This window comes from Megasphaera sp. DISK 18 (assembly GCF_001682955.1).
GTDB lineage: Bacteria > Bacillota > Negativicutes > Veillonellales > Megasphaeraceae > Megasphaera > Megasphaera massiliensis.
Genome location: NZ_LUGJ01000024.1, coordinates 1 through 18779 on the forward strand (window position 1 = coordinate 1; position 18779 = coordinate 18779).

General features: G+C 51.7%; 13 protein-coding genes, 1 pseudogene and 1 other annotated feature. Of the genes and pseudogenes, 5 read left to right on the forward strand and 9 right to left on the reverse strand.

The features are described from left to right. Positions 1–218 precede the first annotated feature (218 nt). The 3 genes from A0U42_RS05835 to A0U42_RS05845 all read right to left on the reverse strand — a co-directional run bounded on the left by A0U42_RS05835 (position 219) and on the right by A0U42_RS05845 (position 3287). Positions 219–1094: a LarC family nickel insertion protein gene (locus A0U42_RS05835; RefSeq protein WP_065360239.1), complete on the reverse strand. Its 876-nt coding sequence runs from the start codon at positions 1092–1094 to the stop codon at positions 219–221. 11 nt (positions 1095–1105) lie between these two features. Beyond that, positions 1106–2107 carry a nicotinate-nucleotide--dimethylbenzimidazole phosphoribosyltransferase gene (locus A0U42_RS05840; RefSeq protein WP_065360240.1) on the reverse strand — a complete coding sequence of 334 codons (1002 nt, stop codon included), beginning with the start codon at positions 2105–2107 and terminating at the stop codon, positions 1106–1108. Between the two features lie 82 nt (positions 2108–2189). Then, a complete protein-coding gene (locus A0U42_RS05845; RefSeq protein WP_065360241.1) occupies positions 2190–3287 on the reverse strand; it encodes an iron-containing alcohol dehydrogenase family protein in 1098 nt (365 codons plus the stop codon). A gap of 449 nt (positions 3288–3736) precedes the next feature. Here A0U42_RS05845 and A0U42_RS05850 point away from each other — a divergent pair, with 449 nt between their 5' ends. Beyond that, a complete protein-coding gene (locus tag A0U42_RS05850; RefSeq protein ID WP_044502922.1) occupies positions 3737–5614 on the forward strand; it encodes a carbon starvation protein A in 1878 nt (625 codons plus the stop codon). 447 nt (positions 5615–6061) lie between these two features. Next, positions 6062–7939: a carbon starvation protein A gene (locus A0U42_RS05855; protein WP_065360242.1), complete on the forward strand. Its 1878-nt coding sequence runs from the start codon at positions 6062–6064 to the stop codon at positions 7937–7939. Positions 7940–8045: 106 nt separating this feature from the next. Here the strand turns inward: A0U42_RS05855 and A0U42_RS05860 are convergent, their stop codons facing one another. The 5 genes from A0U42_RS05860 to A0U42_RS05880 form a co-directional block, all read right to left on the reverse strand. After that, complete coding sequence (locus A0U42_RS05860) at positions 8046–8945, reverse strand: radical SAM protein (RefSeq protein WP_065360243.1); 900 nt, start codon at positions 8943–8945, stop codon at positions 8046–8048. 11 nt (positions 8946–8956) lie between these two features. Continuing rightward, positions 8957–10354 carry an FAD-binding oxidoreductase gene (locus A0U42_RS05865; RefSeq protein WP_065360244.1) on the reverse strand — a complete coding sequence of 466 codons (1398 nt, stop codon included), beginning with the start codon at positions 10352–10354 and terminating at the stop codon, positions 8957–8959. A gap of 77 nt (positions 10355–10431) precedes the next feature. Further along, positions 10432–11712 (reverse strand): DUF445 domain-containing protein, encoded by a 1281-nt coding sequence (locus A0U42_RS05870; protein ID WP_065360245.1) that lies wholly within the window; start codon positions 11710–11712, stop codon positions 10432–10434. Then, positions 11709–12983, reverse strand: coding sequence for a DUF445 domain-containing protein (locus A0U42_RS05875; RefSeq protein WP_044502927.1), 1275 nt, complete (start codon positions 12981–12983; stop codon positions 11709–11711). The genes A0U42_RS05870 and A0U42_RS05875 overlap by 4 nt, the downstream gene beginning before the upstream one ends. A gap of 8 nt (positions 12984–12991) precedes the next feature. Further along, positions 12992–13684 carry an MBL fold metallo-hydrolase gene (locus A0U42_RS05880; RefSeq protein WP_044502928.1) on the reverse strand — a complete coding sequence of 231 codons (693 nt, stop codon included), beginning with the start codon at positions 13682–13684 and terminating at the stop codon, positions 12992–12994. Between the two features lie 248 nt (positions 13685–13932). Further along, positions 13933–14148 (forward strand) — a binding site (T-box leader). Between A0U42_RS05880 and cysE the strand changes: the two genes are divergently transcribed. The 3 genes and pseudogenes from cysE (at position 14148) to cooS (ending at position 18301) form a co-directional block, all read left to right on the forward strand. Beyond that, positions 14148–14900 (forward strand): serine O-acetyltransferase, encoded by a 753-nt coding sequence (cysE, locus tag A0U42_RS05885; RefSeq protein WP_071822268.1) that lies wholly within the window; start codon positions 14148–14150, stop codon positions 14898–14900. It overlaps the preceding feature by 1 nt. 149 nt (positions 14901–15049) lie before the next feature. Continuing rightward, positions 15050–15994, forward strand: a complete 945-nt coding sequence (cysK, locus tag A0U42_RS05890) for a cysteine synthase A (RefSeq protein ID WP_065360246.1) — start codon at positions 15050–15052, stop codon at positions 15992–15994. A 156-nt stretch (positions 15995–16150) separates the two neighbouring features. Then, positions 16151–18301: pseudogene (gene cooS / locus A0U42_RS05895) on the forward strand (anaerobic carbon-monoxide dehydrogenase catalytic subunit). Between the two features lie 114 nt (positions 18302–18415). On the opposite strand, the gene A0U42_RS05900 reads toward cooS, so the two are convergent. Further along, entirely contained in the window at positions 18416–18778 is a 363-nt protein-coding gene (locus A0U42_RS05900) for a DUF1667 domain-containing protein (RefSeq protein ID WP_065360247.1), read from the reverse strand. Position 18779: the final 1 nt, after the last annotated feature.

Below are 18779 nucleotides of genomic sequence, written 5' to 3' on the forward strand. Positions count from 1 at the left end.
CACTGAGCTACTTCCGCATGAAATTTGACTTATCTCACCGAAACGGGGAGACTTGTCGGCACCTTTTGTAAATATTTTTTACAAATCACAAGTGCTTAATCAGTTTAACACAGAGCCAAAGGATTGTCAAGAACGTTTTCGATTCTAAAAAATCTGACGCCCTGCAAAAGGCGGCTCAAAAAGCAGCCCTTTACAGGAACAATCAGAAAGTTTCTCGGTTACAACGGTGACGCTTCACCAATAAACCCGCGCAGGACATTGGGCGTTGCCAAGTTTTTGGTTCCGGCACCATAGGCTACGGTATGGTAGATGAAGTCAGCCGGTCTTTTCCCTGCATGAGCTAAGACCTTCACCAAGGCAGCTCCCGTCGGCGTAACCAATTCACCTTTGATATCCGTCGAATACCAGGGAATACCGGACAAAAGTTCCGCTGTGGCCGGCGCCGGCACAGGCATGATGCCGTGGGCGCAGCGGACAAAGCCGCTTCCTGCATGAAGAGACGAGGTACTGATCTGTTCGATGCCCAAGTAGTTCAGACACCAAACGGTACCGACGATGTCCAAGATGCAGTCGATGGCGCCAACTTCATGAAAATGAATTTCCTCTACCGATACGCCGTGTACCTTGGCTTCCGCTTCAGCTAAGGCCTGAAAGACGGCCAGGCTCTTGGTTTTTATCCCTTCTGCCAAGGGCGACCCTTCGATAATCTGCGTAATCTCTGCCAGGCCGCGATGGTGGTGGTGATGATGGTGACCGGTCATATCGACGAGGTGGCCGGAAGCGTCGTGATGGTGTTCATGGCCGTGATCATCATGATCATGGTGGTCATGATGGTCATGGTGGTCATGATCATCGTGATTGTGATGTTCGTGATCATGGTGGCCATCGTGCTTTTCATCATCTAATATTACATTATAATAAACGGCCTGCACGCCGCCCTTATTCTCACTGCGGCACAGGAGTTCATATCCCGTGAGCTGAAGCGAGGCCATGGCCTTTTGAAAGGCTTCAAATGGGACCCCTGCCTGGACGAGCATGCCAACGAACATATTGCCGCTGATACCTGAAAAACAGTCGAGATGTAGAGTTTTCATCGTGGGACTCCTTACTTCAAATTATCGTTCATCATTTGGACAGCGGCATCGAGCATGGTCAGCCCCATGGCTGAGCCCATTCCCTGGTCGAGATTCTGTTCGAGTTCAACGAAGGGTTTCAGTCCTAGTTTCTTCATCTGCATCTGATGGACCGGTTCCTGGTATTGAGCCGACGGGCAAACATAGTCCTCAACCGTCGGGCACAAGGCGCGAGCCAAGAGGACGGCCGCCCCGGTCACGGCATTGTCAAAGACGACGAGCATTTTACACCGAGCTGCCGATAAAATGCACCCTACCATGGCCGCAATGTCGGGCGATCCGGCGCGGCGCAGCAAATCCAAAGGATTTTCCGGGTCGAAATTCATTTCCTCCATGACGCGTTTCAGCGAATCCAACTTTTTGCCGGACGTCATAGACGCCGGAAGGTCTTCCAATTGACCGCGGAAAAAGGCCGCCGTTATGATAAAAGCTGTGAGGAGAGCCCGTTCGCCGATATTGCCGAGGCCGACGGCCGTATATCCTTCTTCAGCCAGGTTCTCGCCAAGCTGCAGACCGCTGAACAGGGCATCCATCATTTCATCTTCACTCATAGCGTCCCGGCGAGCCCAAAAATGGCTGCCGTGCATGACTTTCAGATTTTGGACCCCCTGCGATTCGGCCAAGTCATCTTCAAGGCCCATGTCGAGGAGCATGACACCGGCTCCGATACGGTGAGCCACCTTATTGATAGCCCCGCGGCCTCCTGCAATTTCTAAAGCATCGGCCTTACTGGTCTTGCCCTGGGTCTTATTTTCCCCGCCGTCGACGGCATGGTCGGCAGCAAAGATTGCAATGGCCTTCTGCAGCGTTTCCGGATGAAGGGTCTGCTGCACGCCGGCAATGCGGCCCGCCAGGTACGATAATTTGCTGTCCTGGCGAATTGTCAGGCTGGCCAAGCGCTGGTAGCACTCCGCAGCCTTAGCCAGATCCATCGGCTCAATGGCCTTAATAATTTGTTCTAATACAGGATCCATACTTCCTCCATAAAAGACAGTCATCGTCTCACCATGCCGGAATATCTCCTATGACAAACGATGTGCATATACGAAATGTTGCTTATAATGACTTACCGAATTCATCGGTATCGAGAATAGCCTGTTTAAAAGCATCCTTGGTCATCGGCGTGGGAACGCAGGTCCATTCGCGCAGAGCCGGAGCGGCATCGACGACGGCGTCGATTTCATCGGCCTTGATGTCTAAGGCTGCCAGGGTCGTCGGGTAATTGCATTTTTTATAGAAAGCAGCGACCTTATCCCGCAGTTCAAACTGTTTATCGTAGGTCAAGAGGACTAAGACACCGAAGGAAACGGTTTCGCCGTGAAGATGGCCTTCGACAACCTGGGGAAGGACCGTCGAGGCATTGTAGAACATGTGCGCCAAGGACGAATTATAATAGTATTCTTCACCGCCTGTCGTGCAGTTGGAAACGAGGCCCGTGCTGATAATGATGTCTAAGACGACCTGCTGCAGTTCATACGTAATCTGGCTGGCCTTGAAGTCTGCCAGTGCCTTTTCCCCATACTGGAGAAGCGGTTCCGTACAAGTCTTTCCGATAGCCCGGCCCAAGAGAACGGTATGGAAGTGTTCTGCAGCCCGGCTGGCCAGTTCCGATTCACATTCCTTACTCATAGCATCGCCAATGCCGGCCCAGAAGAATTTAAAGGGAGAATCAGCAATGACAGCCATATTGATGAAGGTGTGAACCGGCGGCTGATCGAGGTAATAATAGCCGGCGAAGGACTTATCTTCCTTGTACATGACGGAAATAGCCGTCGACGGAGCGCAGTTAGACGCCAGGGTCGGGAAAGCAAAAAAGGCTTTATCGGCCTTATCGGCAACGACCTTCCCCGTATCGATGGCCCGGCCGCCGCCGACACCGAAAACGAGATCTGCATCTTGAACGGCTTTTTCTTTCAGCAGGCGATCGACGTGTTCAAAGGTGGCATCGTCGCCATACCACAATACGTCGAGGACTTCGAGATCCGTTTTGGCAATGGCATCGAGGAGCGGCTGTTTAGCCTTGGACAGAGCCGTCTTACCGCCGATGATGACGACTTTTTTCCCAAAGTGTTTGGTGATCTTACCGATGGCATCATAGGCATGTATCCCGATGGTAAAAGCCGGCAAAACCAGGGTGTATTCAGATTTAGACATTCTAAAACCTCCTATAATATATGATAATAAGTTCAAAAACTATGGTTATTATAGCATTGTCCCTTGCTTATGAAAAGTCCACTCCCACTGGCCGATTTGGTTCGCAATACATATGAAAAATACATATGTAGGTTTCGTCACAAATCACTTTTAGTAAATTTAATCAATATATAGTTTATCGATCCAAATAGAAATCAATATATGGTATAAAAAATTCAAATATACGATATCGTAATTTCATCATGTCTTTTAGGTCATCAAGAATAGTTATTTATTCCCAAGGAGAATCTTGTTTTTAATCCAAAAGGATATATAATGAGAGAGCTACAGAGATAGCAAAAAATTTCAACGTGCCATTTACTTTTTTCCAATTCATCAAATTCGGCATTATGTTGCTTTATAACGGATAAAAATATAGGCACACAAAATTCAAAGGAGGTTCTTTTTGTATGAACGGTTTATATCTCGTCATTATTTCTGCCTTAGTGTTCGTACTGGCTTACCGTTTTTACGGCGCTTTCATCGCCGCCAAGGTATTGACCCTGAACCAGTACAAAGTCACACCGGCCTTCCGTTTCGAAGACGGTCACGACTATGTACCGACGAACAAATACGTCGTCTTCGGCCACCATTTCGCAGCCATCGCCGGTGCCGGCCCGCTGGTCGGTCCGGTCATCGCAGCCCAGTTCGGCTACCTGCCCGGTGCCTTATGGATTCTCATCGGCGGCGTCCTCGCCGGTGCCGTCCACGATATGGTCATCCTCTTCTGCTCCATGCGGTACGACGGCAAGTCCATTGCCGAAATCGCCAAAGCCCAGATCGGTGACAAAACAGGCTTGGCAACGTCCTTTGCCGTCTTGTTCCTCAATATCCTCTGCATGGCCGGCATGGCCGTCGTCATCGCCAACGCCCTGCACGACAGCCCTTGGGGTACATTCACCATCGGCATGACCATTCCTATCGCCATCTTCGTCGGTATCTACATGCAGTTCCTGCGTCCCGGCAAAATTAAGGAAGGCACCATCATCGGCGTCGTCTTGACCTTGCTGGCCGTCGTCGCCGGCCCTGCCGTCCAGGCTTCGCCGACCTTGGCTCCCCTCTTTACCATCAATGCTACGGGCATCTCCATCGCCCTCATCATCTACGGCTTCATCGCAGCTGCCCTTCCGGTATGGCTGCTCCTGGCACCGCGTGACTACCTCTCGACGTACATGAAAATCGGTACCATCGGCGCCTTGGCCCTGGGCATCATCATCGTCGGGCCGAACATTCAGATGCCGGCTATGACCCAGTTTACGGCTGGCGGCGGCCCGGTCATCACCGGTGCTGTCTTACCGTATATCTTCGTTACCATCGCCTGCGGCGCTATCTCCGGTTTCCACTGCATGATTGCAACGGGCACGACGCCGAAAATGCTGATGAACGAACGCTCCATCCTGCCCGTCGGCTATGGCGCTATGGTTACGGAATCGTTCGTTGCCATGATGGCTTTAATCGCAGCCTGCTCGCTGGTACCGAATGATTACTTTGCCATCAACTCTTCGGCCGCTCATTTCCAGGCCCTGGGCATTCAAGTCGTCGACCTGCCGCACCTGAGCAACATGGTCGGTGAAGATGTCGCCCATCGTCCGGGCGGCGCCGTTTCCCTGGCTGTCGGCATGGCTTATATCTTCTCTAACCTGCCCGGCCTCGATCACCTCATGAACTACTGGTACCACTTCTGCATCATGTTCGAAGCCTTATTCATCATGACCATCATCGATGCCGGTACTCGTGTCGGCCGTTATATGCTTCAGGAACTCGTCGGCCGCGTATGGCCTAAGTTCGGCGATCCGAACTGGAAACCCGGCGCCATCATCGCTTCCGCTTTGATCTGCGGGGCTTGGGGTTATTTAGTCCTCAACGGCAACCTGTCCACCATCTGGCCGATCTTCGGCGTATCGAACCAGCTCCTCGCTATCATCGCCCTTTCGATTTCGTCGGTCGTCCTCTGCTCCATGGGCAAAGCTCGTTACCTTTGGGTTACGGCCATCCCCTGGGCTTTCCTGATGGTCATGATCTTCTGGGCTGACTATCTCAACATCTTCGAAATTTACCTTCCGAAGGGTGAATGGACGATGTTCACCGTTTCCATCATCATGGCCCTGTTGGTCATCATCGTTGCCGTCGGCGCCGTTCGCAAGTGCATCTACTTAGCAAAGACGGTCCCTGCCAACTATGACACTTCGGAAATCGTTGAAACGGAAGAACTGAAACACCTCCAGGAACTGGTAAAAACTGATAAAGCAGCTCAGCGTTTCCAAGAAATGTCTGTCGCTCATCATTAATCAACTGCATCAAAGGCACTATCTTCATAGATAGTGCCTTTTTTATTTAACAATTTCCGTTATATATTAAGGAAATACCCCTCCACAAATTATTTTATTCAGTACGTCATGAGTTTTTTTCATATATATATCGTAAACTTTACCATAAGTAACTTGCTATTTTTACTTCTTTAAACTATAGTAGGTGTATAGTAAAATCGTTATGTGATATTTATAAACGACAAAAAGTCAACAGAATTGTAACAAAAACGTTTTACTTGGATGGACTGAGGATGTGGCGTTGCATCCGATTATAATATTCCTCATCAAAGCACCTGCGGCAAAAGTGATGAGATCCATACCCCCATCAAAAGCATGGCATCAGCTTTATATTTCGTACCTATACAACGCCTGTTTTGTAAGCGTCCAGCGCTTCACGAAATAAATATGATAAGGAGGGAATTTTTTATGAATGGTTTGTTTTTAGTTATCATTTCTGCATTAATATTTGTGCTGGCTTACCGTTTCTATGGTGCTTTTATTGCCGCAAAAGTACTGACCGTTAACCAGTATAAGGTTACACCGGCTTTCCGTTTTGAAGACGGTCATGACTACGTGCCGACCAATAAGTACGTCGTCTTCGGCCATCACTTCGCGGCTATCGCCGGCGCCGGCCCCCTCGTAGGCCCGGTCATCGCAGCTCAGTTCGGTTACTTACCGGGCGCCCTGTGGATTCTCATCGGCGGTGTCCTCGCCGGTGCCGTCCATGACATGGTCATCCTCTTTGCGTCCATGCGCTATGACGGCAAATCCATTGCCGAAATCGCCAAAGCTCAGATTGGTGACAAAGTCGGCCTGGCAACATCCTTTGCCGTCTTGTTCCTCAACATCCTGGCTATGGCCGGCATGGCCGTCGTCATCGTCAATGCCCTTCACGACAGCCCTTGGGGTACTTTCACGATCGGCATGACCATTCCTATCGCTATTTTCGTCGGCGTCTACATGCAGTTCCTGCGCCCGGGCCACATCAAAGAAGGTACGGTCATCGGCGTAGCATTGACACTTCTCGCCGTCATTCTCGGCCCGTCCGTATCGGCTTCGCCGACACTGGCTCCCCTGTTCACGATCAATGCTAAGGGCATTTCCATCGCCCTCATCATCTACGGCTTCGTAGCTGCTGCTCTTCCCGTATGGCTGCTCCTGGCTCCGCGTGACTACCTCTCGACGTACATGAAAATCGGTACCATCGGTGCTCTGGCCCTCGGTATCATCATCGTCGGACCTACGATTCAGATGCCGGCTATGACTCAGTTTGTCGCCGGCGGCGGCCCGGTCATCACCGGTCCGGTCCTTCCGTATATCTTCATCACCATCGCCTGCGGTGCCATCTCCGGCTTCCACTGCATGATTTCGACCGGTACGACGCCGAAGATGCTGATGAACGAACGCTCCATTCTCCCCGTAGGCTACGGCGCCATGCTGACCGAATCCTTCGTCGGCATGATGGCCCTTATCGCAGCCTGCTCCCTCATCCCGAACGACTACTTCGCCATCAACTCGACAGCTGAACACTTCCAGGCCCTGGGCATCCAGGTCGTCGACCTGCCTCAGTTGAACGCCATGGTCGGCGAAGACGTAGCTCATCGTCCCGGCGGCGCCGTTTCGCTGGCTGTCGGCATGGCTTTCATCTTCTCCAACATCCCCGGTCTTGACCACCTGATGAACTACTGGTATCACTTCTGCATCATGTTTGAAGCCCTGTTCATCATGACCATCATCGACGCCGGTACTCGTGTCGGCCGTTACATGCTCCAGGAACTCATCGGCCGCGTATGGCCGAAGTTCGGCGATCCCCATTGGCTCCCCGGCGGCATCGTCGCCTCGGCTCTGATCTCCGGCGCATGGGGTTACATCGTACTCCAAGGCAACCTGTCTACGATTTGGCCGATATTCGGTGTATCGAACCAGCTCTTGGCCATCATCACCCTGGCTATCTCGACCGTTGTCATCTGTGCTATGGGTAAGGCCCGCTTCGCCTGGGTCACGGTCATCCCCTGGGTTTTCCTGACCGTCGTCATCTTCTGGGCTGATTACCTCAATATGTTCAACATCTACCTGCCCAAGCAGGAATGGCTCCTCTTCGGCGTATCGGCTATCATGGCCATCTTGGTCATCATCGTCAGCGTAGCCTCTGCACGGAAATGCCTTGAATTGGCAAAGACCGTACCGCCCAGCTACGATACGTCTGAAACGGTAGAAGCTGAAGAATTGAAACACCTCGAAGAATTAGTTAAATCCGATCCGATTGCCAAACGCTTTAAAGAATTGACCGTCGATCAACACTAAGACCATATAAAAAGACTGCCCCTGTGACAGCGCCTGAGATGTACATGCTCTCAGGCAGCTGCCGGGACAGTCTTTTTTATATACATTTTTATCGATACCGAGATCGTCAGATAACGCCGGTTCCGTCAAAATCGGGAATGAAGTCATCGCTGGCGCTCTCTTTTTCCTGAACAAATCCGTCTTCAATACCGCTGTCAAAGAGATACTGTTCCGCCTCATCGTACTCTTCATCGGTCAAGGGACGGTTGATTTCCGGATAGTCTCCCGCCCGGCCGCAAGGCACGTATTGGCGCATCAAACTGAATAAGACCTGGCCGTCGTCGAAATGGTTCCGCACCCAATCGATGACGGCTTTCGTATTGTCGACACAGCCGGGAAGGATGAGGTGGCGGATGATGACGCCTTTTTTCAAAATTCCGTCGTCATCGAGTTCGTAAGGACCTACCTGGTCATACATGCGAAGAATGGCTTCGGCTGCGACCTGCGGGTAGTCCGCAGCACCGCTGTAGCGTCCGGCTAAGGCTGAATCGAGGTATTTAAAGTCCGGCAAATAAATCTGCACCTTATCTTTAAATCGATCGATGGTATCTATCGATTCATAACCGCCGCAGTTATAGACGACGGGCACCGGCAAGGGATCTGCCAAGCTCTCTAAAATGGCAGAGGTATATGGCGTCGGCGTCACCAGGTTGATGTTATGGGCCCCCTTTTCAATGAGCTCACCATAGATTTCCCGAAGCCTTCCGGGCGTAATCGGAACTCCCTTTCGTCCCATGGAGATGATGGAATTTTGGCAGAAGCAGCAGCGCAGATTACAGCTCGTAAAAAAGACCGTTCCCGACCCGCGTGTCCCGCTGATGCACGGTTCCTCCCATCGATGCAGGGCCGCTCTGGCCACGACGGGCTGGAGAGGCGAATGGCAAAAGCCGGGCATTCCCTTCTCATTCCAAAGGAGGCTGCGGACGACACCGCAGCGCCGAGGACAGTCATTACATATCGATTCCATAGTCACGCACCTCAATCAAAAATCTTTCCGGGATTTAAAATCCCCTTCGGGTCCCAAGCCTGTTTCAAGGCTTTCATCAATTCCAACTCGACGGGGTCAGTATATTTTGCAAATAAAGCTTTCCGGGCCTGACCGATACCGTGTTCGCCGGAAACAGCGCCGCCCAGACGATAGGCTGCTTCACAGGCCTTATCTTCAAAAGCCGCAATACGACCTCCTTCATCGGCCTCATCTGCAAAGCTCCGACGCAGGAGGTCCAAGTGAATATTGCCGTCTCCGGCATGGCTGACACCGCGGAATACGACGCCCGTCGCTTCACCGATGGCCTTCAACTCGTTCATGAAGGACAATAGTTTATCCGGCGGTACGACGAAGTCTTCCATAGCGGCGACCGGGCAGTCCGCAGCCGACGCTTCGGTAAAGGCCTTGCGGGCCTTCCAAACTTTTTCGGCATCGGCCATGAAGACTTCGACAGCCCCGAGAGATCGGCAGATGTCATCGAGATTCATACAGTCATCGTCAAGGCCGTCTTCACTTTGACTGTCAAGCTGGATAATCATATAGGCTCCGCCTTCAGGGCAGTTCTGTTTTTCATCGAGCCATGCCCCGACGACTTCGATGACATCGTAATCCATAAATTCCAAACACGTCGGCGTAATACCGGCCTTGGGGAGCGCCGTCACCAGCGATAAGGCCTGTTCGGCCGATGGAAAGACGGCCAGGACGTGTGCCGTCGCCCTTGGCAAGGGCACAAGCTTTAAGGTCAGTTTCGTAATAATGCCCAGCGTCCCTTCAGAACCGACGACGATTTTTTCCAAGGGGTAGCCGGCCGTCATCTTATGGAGGCGCTTACCGAGATTAGCAATTTTCCCGGTCGGCGTGACGACTTCAAGAGCATAGATTTGGTCTCTCGTCGTCCCATACTTCACGGCCCGGTTACCGCCGGCATTGGTGGCCCCGTTGCCGCCGATGCAGCAGCTGTCACCGCTGCACGGGTCACCGGCATAGAGAAGGCCCCTTTTACCGGCTTCCTTTTGTATCGTCTCGGTAATGACGCCGGCTTCTACTACCATGTACATAGCCTCTTCATTGATTTCCAAAATGCGGTTCATCCGCTCCGTACTGACTATAATGCCGCCGCGGCCGTCGACAAGGGCGCCGCCTTCAAGGCCCGTCCCGGTCCCTCTGGGAATGACGGGAATGACGGCCTCATTGGCCAAAGTGACAACAGCAGCCAGTTCCTCCGCCGTTGCCGGTAAGATGACGGCATCGGGCAGAAAAGGCACCGCAAAGGTGCCTTCATCGCGACCGTAGGGAATCCGTTTATCTTCATCGGTCCAAACATATTTTTCACCTACAATGGCCTGTAAGGCCGTTATGACTGCAGGGGTTATCTGATTATACTCCATGTATTCATCCTCATAAGACAGCCCGTCCTGTTAAAAGGACGGGCACAACGCAAAACGAGCAATTCCAGAGAACCTGATTACAGAAAGAGGCCCCGCAGGAACGGCACGAGGGTAAACTGATAGATTTTCAAGATGCCAAAGACGCAAAGACCGATGGAGGCGCCGACGATGGCACCATTGATACGAATCCAAGCCAGGTCTTCGCCGACCTTACTTTCCAAGAACTGGTTGAACCGATTTTTATCGAAACCGGACAAGACGTCTCGGACAGCAACGGCAATGAGGGAATGTTCATGTTCCAAGATGACGTTGAAGGCCCGGCGGATCTGTTCATCAAGCCATTCTTTAATTTCCGGATAGGACCGGCAGTATTCGAGGTAGTGGATGAACTGTTCTTCCAGTAAATCTTTCAATTCTTCCCGGCCCTGTTCGCCGGTCATGAAATAGTCTTTCGTCGAATGTTCGATGTCTGTCAGCCACTGCTCGATAGGCAGGGCATCGACGAATTCATTCTGCCAATTCTGTACCCCAAAGGATAGCTGACCATTCATCGAATAGAGCAGGATTTCCACTTTTCGGCACAGCCATTCCCGCTGTTCGCCTTCAGCATGTTCCCATTGGTCGAGCCAGTTGACGATACCCAGTTTTATATCCTTGGCGATCCGCTGAGTATCGACGATACCGAGAACCTTAGTCAAGGTAATGCTGGACATCGAGGAGTGCTGCGATTCTTCGCGCCACTGGATGATGAGCCGTTCCAACAGTTTGTCAAAATCTTCGCTGTTGACGACGCGGCGAACGAGATTGATCAGGTCCTGGAACATGGGGCTCGTCGGATCTTCGAGCAGCGAAACGAGGCGGTCTTCCAAGAAGCTTACCAAAGGCTGGCGCTTCAAATACATGCGCAGGTGCCCGGCTATGGCCGTCTGCGTTTCGCCGCGCTGAATATGCTGATGGGCCCGTTGAGCGACTTCATAGAGCCCCGTACGGAGTTTTTCCCGCCCCTGAGGGCCGCGCAGCCAGTCGACGGCTTTATCCATAAAGGAAATTTGATAGAGCTTATCCTTCCACATGTCGGGCTGGAGCAGCTTTTCCGATATCAATCGGGCAATCCCGTCAATGATGCGGTCGCGATGGCGATACAAGAGCTCTGTATGATAGGGAAATCCCAAGGGTTTTTCAAAGAGGGCCGTAACGGCAAACCAGTCAGCAATACTGCCGATGAGGGCTGATTGGATAACGAAGAACAAGAGCTCTTCCCAAACCGATACGTCGTGGGTGTACCACCAAAAGAAGATGGCAATGAAGGCGACGAACGACAAGCCTAAAATGAGATTGGCACGCTGTCGGTAAGTCATAAGATAGCCCCTCCTTTCATGGCGTACATAGCAAGGTATATGACGGCCCCTAAGACGGCGCCGACGAGGGAGCCGTTGACGCGAATCATCTGCAAGTCATACCAGACACTGTTTTCCAGTTGTTCTGCAAGATAAGTTCCGTCATATTTAAGGATTTCAGCTTCAGCCGTCTTACCGAACCAAACCTGGAGCCGCTTCAGTTCGCGGGCAGCAAAAGCCAGGGCCTGGCGGTTGATCTGTTCGACCTGCTCCGGATTTTGGTGCCAGCCTTCCAGTTTTTGGACGACAAATTCTGCCGCTGCCGTACAGAAGCGCTTCTGATTGTCCGGATTCTGGACGTAACGCTGCCAAGCTTCCTCGGTATCCGGCCGCAGCATCAAATGATTATACATCTTATCTTTATAGGCATCGATGCGCTGACTCCATTCTTCATTGATTTCGATGTGTTCAGCCTGCTTCCACAAGTAGTGGAGAGCCTGCTGGCGCTGAAGGGAGTTTTCCTCTTTGGTTTCTTCCAAAAGAGCCAGGCATTTTTCCTGCAGCAAACCGGCAACATGGCTCGGCTGAAAGACTTCCATTTTAATGGCCGCTTTAATAGCCCATCCCAATAAGATGTTGTGCTTGGCATACTGCCGCAGGGACTCTTCATAGATTTCGCCGATATAGCCTTTTGTCGTATCACTCTTCACGACTTGTTCCAAGGCAAAGATCATAAAATCGAGAAAATCCTTGCCCGATTCACCGCGAAGGCTGGCTTGAATCGCCTTGCTCATGACCGGCGCCAAATCGATTTTTTCGACGGCCGATCCGCCGATGCCGGCAAAGGCCTTGACGACGGTCTTCATGTCGACGGTGTATAAAAAGGTGTTTAAAATTTGGCCGAAGATGCGCTCTGCCGATTGGAATCCCTTTTCCGTATGGAGATAGTCCAGCGTCGCCCCTAAAATAGGATGGCGTTTGAGGACATTATACATATTGGAAACGGTCAAAATCTCCGATTCAATCATGTGCCGCGCCATTTCGGCAATCCGTTCCTTACTATTGGGAATCAAAGCGGTCTTAAAGGAAATGCCCAAGGGGCGCCGAAACAGCGCCGTAACCGCATACCAGTCGGCAAGGCCCCCGATAAGGGCCGCTCCCGCTAAATGAGTCAAGAGGCCGCCTGCAAAAAAGTCTTGGAACGGATAGGACAATAAGAGAACGATTGCGGCTATAATCAGGATATAATTGGCAATCTGGCTCCGTCTTCCGCCATTTGTGTTACTCGCCATAATACCTCCTATTTATCGATGATGAGGTCATCCCCATCGTGCTTGGGAATCCATAAGGGCACGTCGTAAGCCTTTTTAAATTCATCAGACGGCGTCCACGGCGTTCCAAAATAATGCATGGGAATGAGACACTTGGTTACGGAAACATCCTTTAAAAATGCTTTGACGCCCCATTCACGAGCCCCTTCTAAGCGGGCGTCAACAGGGAAAAAGGTGATGTCGAAGGTCCGACCCACTAAATGCTTCATTTCTCGTTCGAAATTGGCTTTGGCTTCAGCATTGTTTTCATCGGTGTCGCCAAGCCAGTGCCACCAATTCAAGTCCCCGGCATGGAAAATCTTCAAGCCGTCTGTTTCGACGAGGAACGATCCTCCTTCGTCGGTCGATCCGAATTGGGTGATCTTCGTATCGCCAAGGGTCAGCGTATCATAGAGCTTCATGGCATGAACCGCCTTGAGGCCGTCTCGTTTCAAAGGCACGTCTTCATTGATAATGTACTGGTCGCCGTCGAAGTCGGCAATGCGGCCGTTAAAGTGGTCGTCATGCCAGTGCGTAACGAAAAACCAGACCGGTTTCCGACGGATTTGGCTGTAAGCCTTGACCGTTCCTGACGGATCTTTGTAATAATCAAAGACCAGAACCTTGGAATCAGTCTCAACAGAAAAGCCACTATGATTTAAATAGGTAATCTGCGTGCTCATATAATATAACCTCCTTTATCGGTTGATAAATCATTATGCATAGTCTTTATTATACCATATATGCGCTCTCGATGTACATCGTGCCAGCCGTCCTTCCCCGCAGCGAGGCCATTTTTCTCCTCCCTAAACGGAGAAAAAAACAGGTTCATCATCGTCATTTTTAATAAATCACCAAATTTGTCATCTTTTTACAAAAATTCTATTGACAAACGGAAAGCGAAGGCGTATTATGTTCTCAAACCAAAGACATAAATGCAATGATTGAAACAAGTACACACAGGAAACGGTACAGAGAGTAGGGGTCATTGGCTGAAAGCCCTTATCAAAGTCAACTGTGATGGAATGCCTTCAAGAGCAGGATGATTGAACTTAACAGTAGGTCATCTCGGTTGCCGCCGTTATGGGTATTGAGTGGCAGTCTTCGTACTGCAATCAGAGGGGAACCACGGACCATCGTCTCTGTATGACGAGGTCTTTTTTTTATTCATTTTTTCAGACTACAGGAGGGCGCCCAGCCATGTTCAAATCACTTCGCAACGACATTCGCGTCATTAAGGACCGCGACCCGGCGGCCAAAAATACGCTCGAAGTCTTGCTCTGTTATTCCGGCCTTCATGCCATTTGGGCTTACCGCCTGGCTCACTTCTTTTACCGCCGCCAATGGTTCGTCACGGCCCGAATTATTTCCACCATCTCCCGCTTCTTTACGGGAATCGAAATTCATCCCGGTGCTCAAATCGGTGAAGGACTTTTTATCGACCATGGCATGGGAATTGTCATCGGCGAGACGACGATCATCGGCAACAACGTATCCCTCTATCAGGGCGTAACCCTCGGCGGTACCGGTAAAGAAAAAGGAAAACGCCATCCGACCATCGGCGACTACGTCGTCGTCGCCTGCGGGGCCAAAGTCCTCGGTTCTTTTACCGTCGGTGAAGGCGCAAAAATCGGGGCCGGCTCCGTCGTCCTCAAAGCCGTTCCACCGCACTCGACCGTCGTTGGTATTCCCGGACGGGTCGTCGTTCAAAAGGGCAAGCACCTCAAAGCCAGCCACAGCGAACGCGACGTCGACCTCAATCACAATCGCCTGCCTGACCCCATCGAAGATCAGATTGTAGCCCTCAAGCGCCAGGTCATGCTCTTAGAGCATCGCCTCGAACTGATCGACCAGCGGCAGGATGAGCGATGTCCCAACCAAATGAGGCCTCTTAAATAGTCCTCTGTCTTTGTTGTTCCCCTGTACAGGAAATTTTTCCCGGCACAGGCTTACATATAATATATACCCATTCGGTATAGCTTATCATTTACTGTTTATACAATTGCATTCATCGGGGGATGAATCCATACGAAAAGGAGAGATGTATCATGAGTAAAATTTACACGTCTATGTTACAGTTAGTCGGCAACACACCGATTTTGAAACCGGAACGCTACAACAGTGCCGCCGGCATTTCCGCCAATCTGCTCGTTAAACTCGATGCCTTTAACCCGGCCGGTTCTGCCAAAGACCGTATCGCCAAAGCCATGATCGAAGACGCTGAAAAGAAAGGCGTCCTTAAGAAAGGTTCGGTCATCATCGAACCGACCAGCGGCAATACCGGTATCGGTCTGGCTGCCGTCGCCGCCGCCAAAGGCTATCGTGCCATCTTCACCATGCCGGAAACGATGTCCGTCGAACGCCGCAACCTCATCTCCGCTTATGGTGCTGAAATCGTCTTGACTCCGGGGAAAACGGGCATGCAGGGTGCCGTTGACAAAGCCAACGAATTAGCCAAAGAAATTCCCGACTCCTTCATTCCCAGCCAGTTCACGAACCCCGTCAATCCGGAAATTCATCGCCTGACGACAGGCCCGGAAATCTATGAAGACACCGACGGCGCTGTCGACATCTTCTTGGCCGGCATCGGTACAGGCGGCACCATTTCCGGCGTCGGCCAGTATCTCAAAGAAAAGAAACCGTCGGTCAAGATTATCGCTATCGAACCGAAGGATTCTCCGCTCCTCTCCGAAGGCCATGCCGGCCCGCATAAAATCCAGGGCATCGGTGCTAACTTCGTTCCGGAAACCCTCGATACGAAGATTTACGATGAAGTCTTCACGGTCAGCAACGAACAGGCCTTTGAAACGGCTCAGAAATTCACCGAAGCGGAAGGTCTCCTCATCGGTATCTCCGGCGGTGCTGCCCTCTTTGCCGCCTCGGAAGTTGCCAAACGTCCGGAAAATGCCGGTAAAACCATCGTAGCCTTCCTGCCGGATAACGGCGACCGTTACCTCACGACGCCGGGCTTCATCCAGCAAAAAGTAAAATAAATTTCTAAAAAAACTAGCCAACACCATCTTGCCAAAAAAATGAACTGCTTTTATAATTGAAGGCAGTTCATTTTTTCATTAGGCAAAGTCGATATTTGCTTTATTAAATGAAAGTGTTTATTATATATTTTTTATTTTTAGAAGGGGAGTGTCCTCATGTCCGAAGAAGAATTGGAAAAGGAACATAAACACCACGACCATCATGAACATAAACATGATCATGATCATGACCACCATCACGACCACCATCATGATCACGACCATCATCATCATCATGATCACGACCATCATCATGACCACCATCACGACCATGATCATGACTGTCTGGCCGACCATGTCCATCCCCACGATCACAACCATCCCCACGTTCACGGCGGCGTCAATGACTACATGAAGGCCGTTGCCGAATACCGCAAGACCTTTGCCTCCAAGCAGGATGTCCTGGATCATACGCCGGACCCGGCCGTACGAGAAATGCTGCTGCGCATGGAACAGATTGGCTGTGACACGACCTTTGACCGCTTCGACCAGCAAAAACCGCAGTGTACCTTCGGCCTTGCTGGCGTATGCTGTAAAAACTGCAATATGGGTCCCTGTAAGATTACGCCTAAGACTCCCCTCGGCGTCTGCGGTGCCGATGCCGACCTCATCGTATCGCGCAATATCCTGCGCAGTGCCGCTGCCGGTGTAGCCTAGCACGGGGCGCATGCCCGTGAAGTCTTGCTGACCTTGAAATTCATCTCCGAAGGGCGGTTGAACCTCCCCATTCTCGGCGTTGAAAAACTGCATCAGGTCTGCAAAGCCTTCGGCATTCCCGATGACACAGACGATGTCAAAGCCTTGGCCGGCAAATTGGCCGACGTCCTCCTGGCCGACCTCTCCCGCCCGACACCGGATGACTATGAAACGATCAAAGCCATGGCTCCTGCTGAACGGCAAAAAGTTTGGAACGACCTCGACATCATCCCCATCAGTGCTTACAATGAAGTCTTTGACGCCTATCACCGCACCGGCGTCGGTACGGACGGAGATTGGCAGAGCATCATGAAACAGTTCCTGCGCTGCGGACTTGCTTTCTGCTTTACCGGCGTCGTCGCTGCCAACATCGCCACAGACGTCGTCTTCGGCATCGGCCATCGGGCTACTTCAAAAGTAAATATCGGCGCGCTGAAAAAAGGCTATGTCAATATCGCCGTTCACGGCCATCTTCCGACCTTGGTCAGTGAAATCGTCCGCATCGGCCGCACCCAGGAATTCATCGACCTGGCCAAGGCGCACGGTGCCAAGGGCATCCAATTCTACGGCGTCTGCTGTTCCTGCCTGGCCGCCATGTACCGCTATGAAGGGGTCATCCCCCTGTCCAATGCCGTCGGGGCCGAACTCGTTCTCGGGACGGGTGCCCTCGACTTGTGGGTTGCCGACGTACAGGATGTTTTCCCGTCCATTATGGACGTCGCCCGCTGCTTCAAGACGACCGTCGTCACGACCAGTGATTCCGCACGCCTGCCCGGTGCCGAACACTACGCCTACGACCATCACCATTCCAACATCGAAGATACGGAAAAATTAGCCAGAAAAATCGTCACCCGGGGCATCGAAAGCTTCGAAGCCCGCCGCGACGTGCCGGTCTTCATTCCGTCTTACGAAGTCACGGCCGATGTCGGCTTCAATGCTGAAAACATTGCCGAAGAATTCAACGGTTTCGGCCCCTTTGCCGATGCCCTTAAGAGCGGGCAGATCAAAGGGATCGTCAACATCGTCGGCTGCAACAACCCCCGTGTCGTTTACGAACGGGCCGTCGTCGACGTGGCCGAAGAACTCCTGAAAAACAACATTCTCCTGTTCACCAACGGCTGTGCTTCCTTCCCGCTCTTGAAACTCGGCTTCTGCAGTAAAGACGGCGCCGTCAAAGCCGGTGACTCCCTGCAGAAATTCCTCGGCGGCAAGCTGCCGCCCGTATGGCACATGGGTGAATGCGTCGACAACACCCGCGCATCCGTCGTCTTAGGCGGTATCGCCCAGGCTGCCGGCCATGACATCAAGGACATGCCCTACGGCTTTGCCAGCCCGGAATGGTCCAATGAAAAAGGCCTCGATGCCTCTTTGGCCTTCCGCCTGTTCGGCATCAATTCCTATCACTGCGTCGAACCGCCGGTCCAAGGTTCGACGAACGTCGAAAACTTCTTAAAGCGCGATACCAAAGAAACCCTCGGTTCGGTCATGACGGTCAACGTCGATCCCAAGGCACTGGCAAAACAGATTGTCGCCGACATCGAAGAAAAACGCCGCAAATTAGGCTGGGACTAATCCCTTTCTGTCGCTATTAATGATTTATATATGTAAAACGCCCGCCAAGGAAATTCCTTGGCGGGCGTTTGTCGTATATACAGAGAGAGGATATTTTGATGTTGTTTTATACGCTTACATATCGCGGCTGGCTACGATATCGACGCCGAGGCCTAAGATGTCTTTGACGATGACGTCGCCCGTCTTGACCGGAGCCTTGACATGGACGCTGCGCAAGGCCATGGCACAGTCGAGAATTTTCCCTTTCGGCAAGGTCGTCTTGGATACGACCGGCAGGAGCGGAAGTTCGCCGCCTTCGATGCTGACCGTCGACGTCAGCATGCGCTGGGGATCGGTCAATTCCTGGTGGGCATACGTTTCGCCGCGAGGACAGGTGTTGCCGGTGACGTTCGTCACTTTACCGTCTTCCAAGGTAACCGTAAGCAAGCAGCCCATAGGGCAGTTGATGCAGTTTAATTGTTTCGTTTCTACGCTCATA

Excerpts from the sequence above, each read along its gene's own strand:
- A0U42_RS05840 (WP_065360240.1), bottom strand. The coding sequence starts at position 2,107 with ATGGATCCTGTATTAGAACAAATTATTAAGGCCATTGAGCCGATGGAT.
- A0U42_RS05880 (WP_044502928.1), bottom strand. The coding sequence starts at position 13,684 with ATGAGCACGCAGATTACCTATTTAAATCATAGTGGCTTTTCTGTTGAG.
- A0U42_RS05845 (WP_065360241.1), bottom strand. The coding sequence starts at position 3,287 with ATGTCTAAATCTGAATACACCCTGGTTTTGCCGGCTTTTACCATCGGG.
- A0U42_RS05855 (WP_065360242.1), top strand. The coding sequence starts at position 6,062 with ATGAATGGTTTGTTTTTAGTTATCATTTCTGCATTAATATTTGTGCTG.
- A0U42_RS05865 (WP_065360244.1), bottom strand. The coding sequence starts at position 10,354 with ATGGAGTATAATCAGATAACCCCTGCAGTCATAACGGCCTTACAGGCC.
- A0U42_RS05870 (WP_065360245.1), bottom strand. The coding sequence starts at position 11,712 with ATGACTTACCGACAGCGTGCCAATCTCATTTTAGGCTTGTCGTTCGTC.
- cysK (WP_065360246.1), top strand. The coding sequence starts at position 15,050 with ATGAGTAAAATTTACACGTCTATGTTACAGTTAGTCGGCAACACACCG.
- A0U42_RS05875 (WP_044502927.1), bottom strand. The coding sequence starts at position 12,983 with ATGGCGAGTAACACAAATGGCGGAAGACGGAGCCAGATTGCCAATTAT.
- cysE (WP_071822268.1), top strand. The coding sequence starts at position 14,148 with ATGACGAGGTCTTTTTTTTATTCATTTTTTCAGACTACAGGAGGGCGC.
- A0U42_RS05850 (WP_044502922.1), top strand. The coding sequence starts at position 3,737 with ATGAACGGTTTATATCTCGTCATTATTTCTGCCTTAGTGTTCGTACTG.
- A0U42_RS05900 (WP_065360247.1), bottom strand. The coding sequence starts at position 18,778 with ATGAGCGTAGAAACGAAACAATTAAACTGCATCAACTGCCCTATGGGC.
- A0U42_RS05860 (WP_065360243.1), bottom strand. The coding sequence starts at position 8,945 with ATGGAATCGATATGTAATGACTGTCCTCGGCGCTGCGGTGTCGTCCGC.
- A0U42_RS05835 (WP_065360239.1), bottom strand. The coding sequence starts at position 1,094 with ATGAAAACTCTACATCTCGACTGTTTTTCAGGTATCAGCGGCAATATG.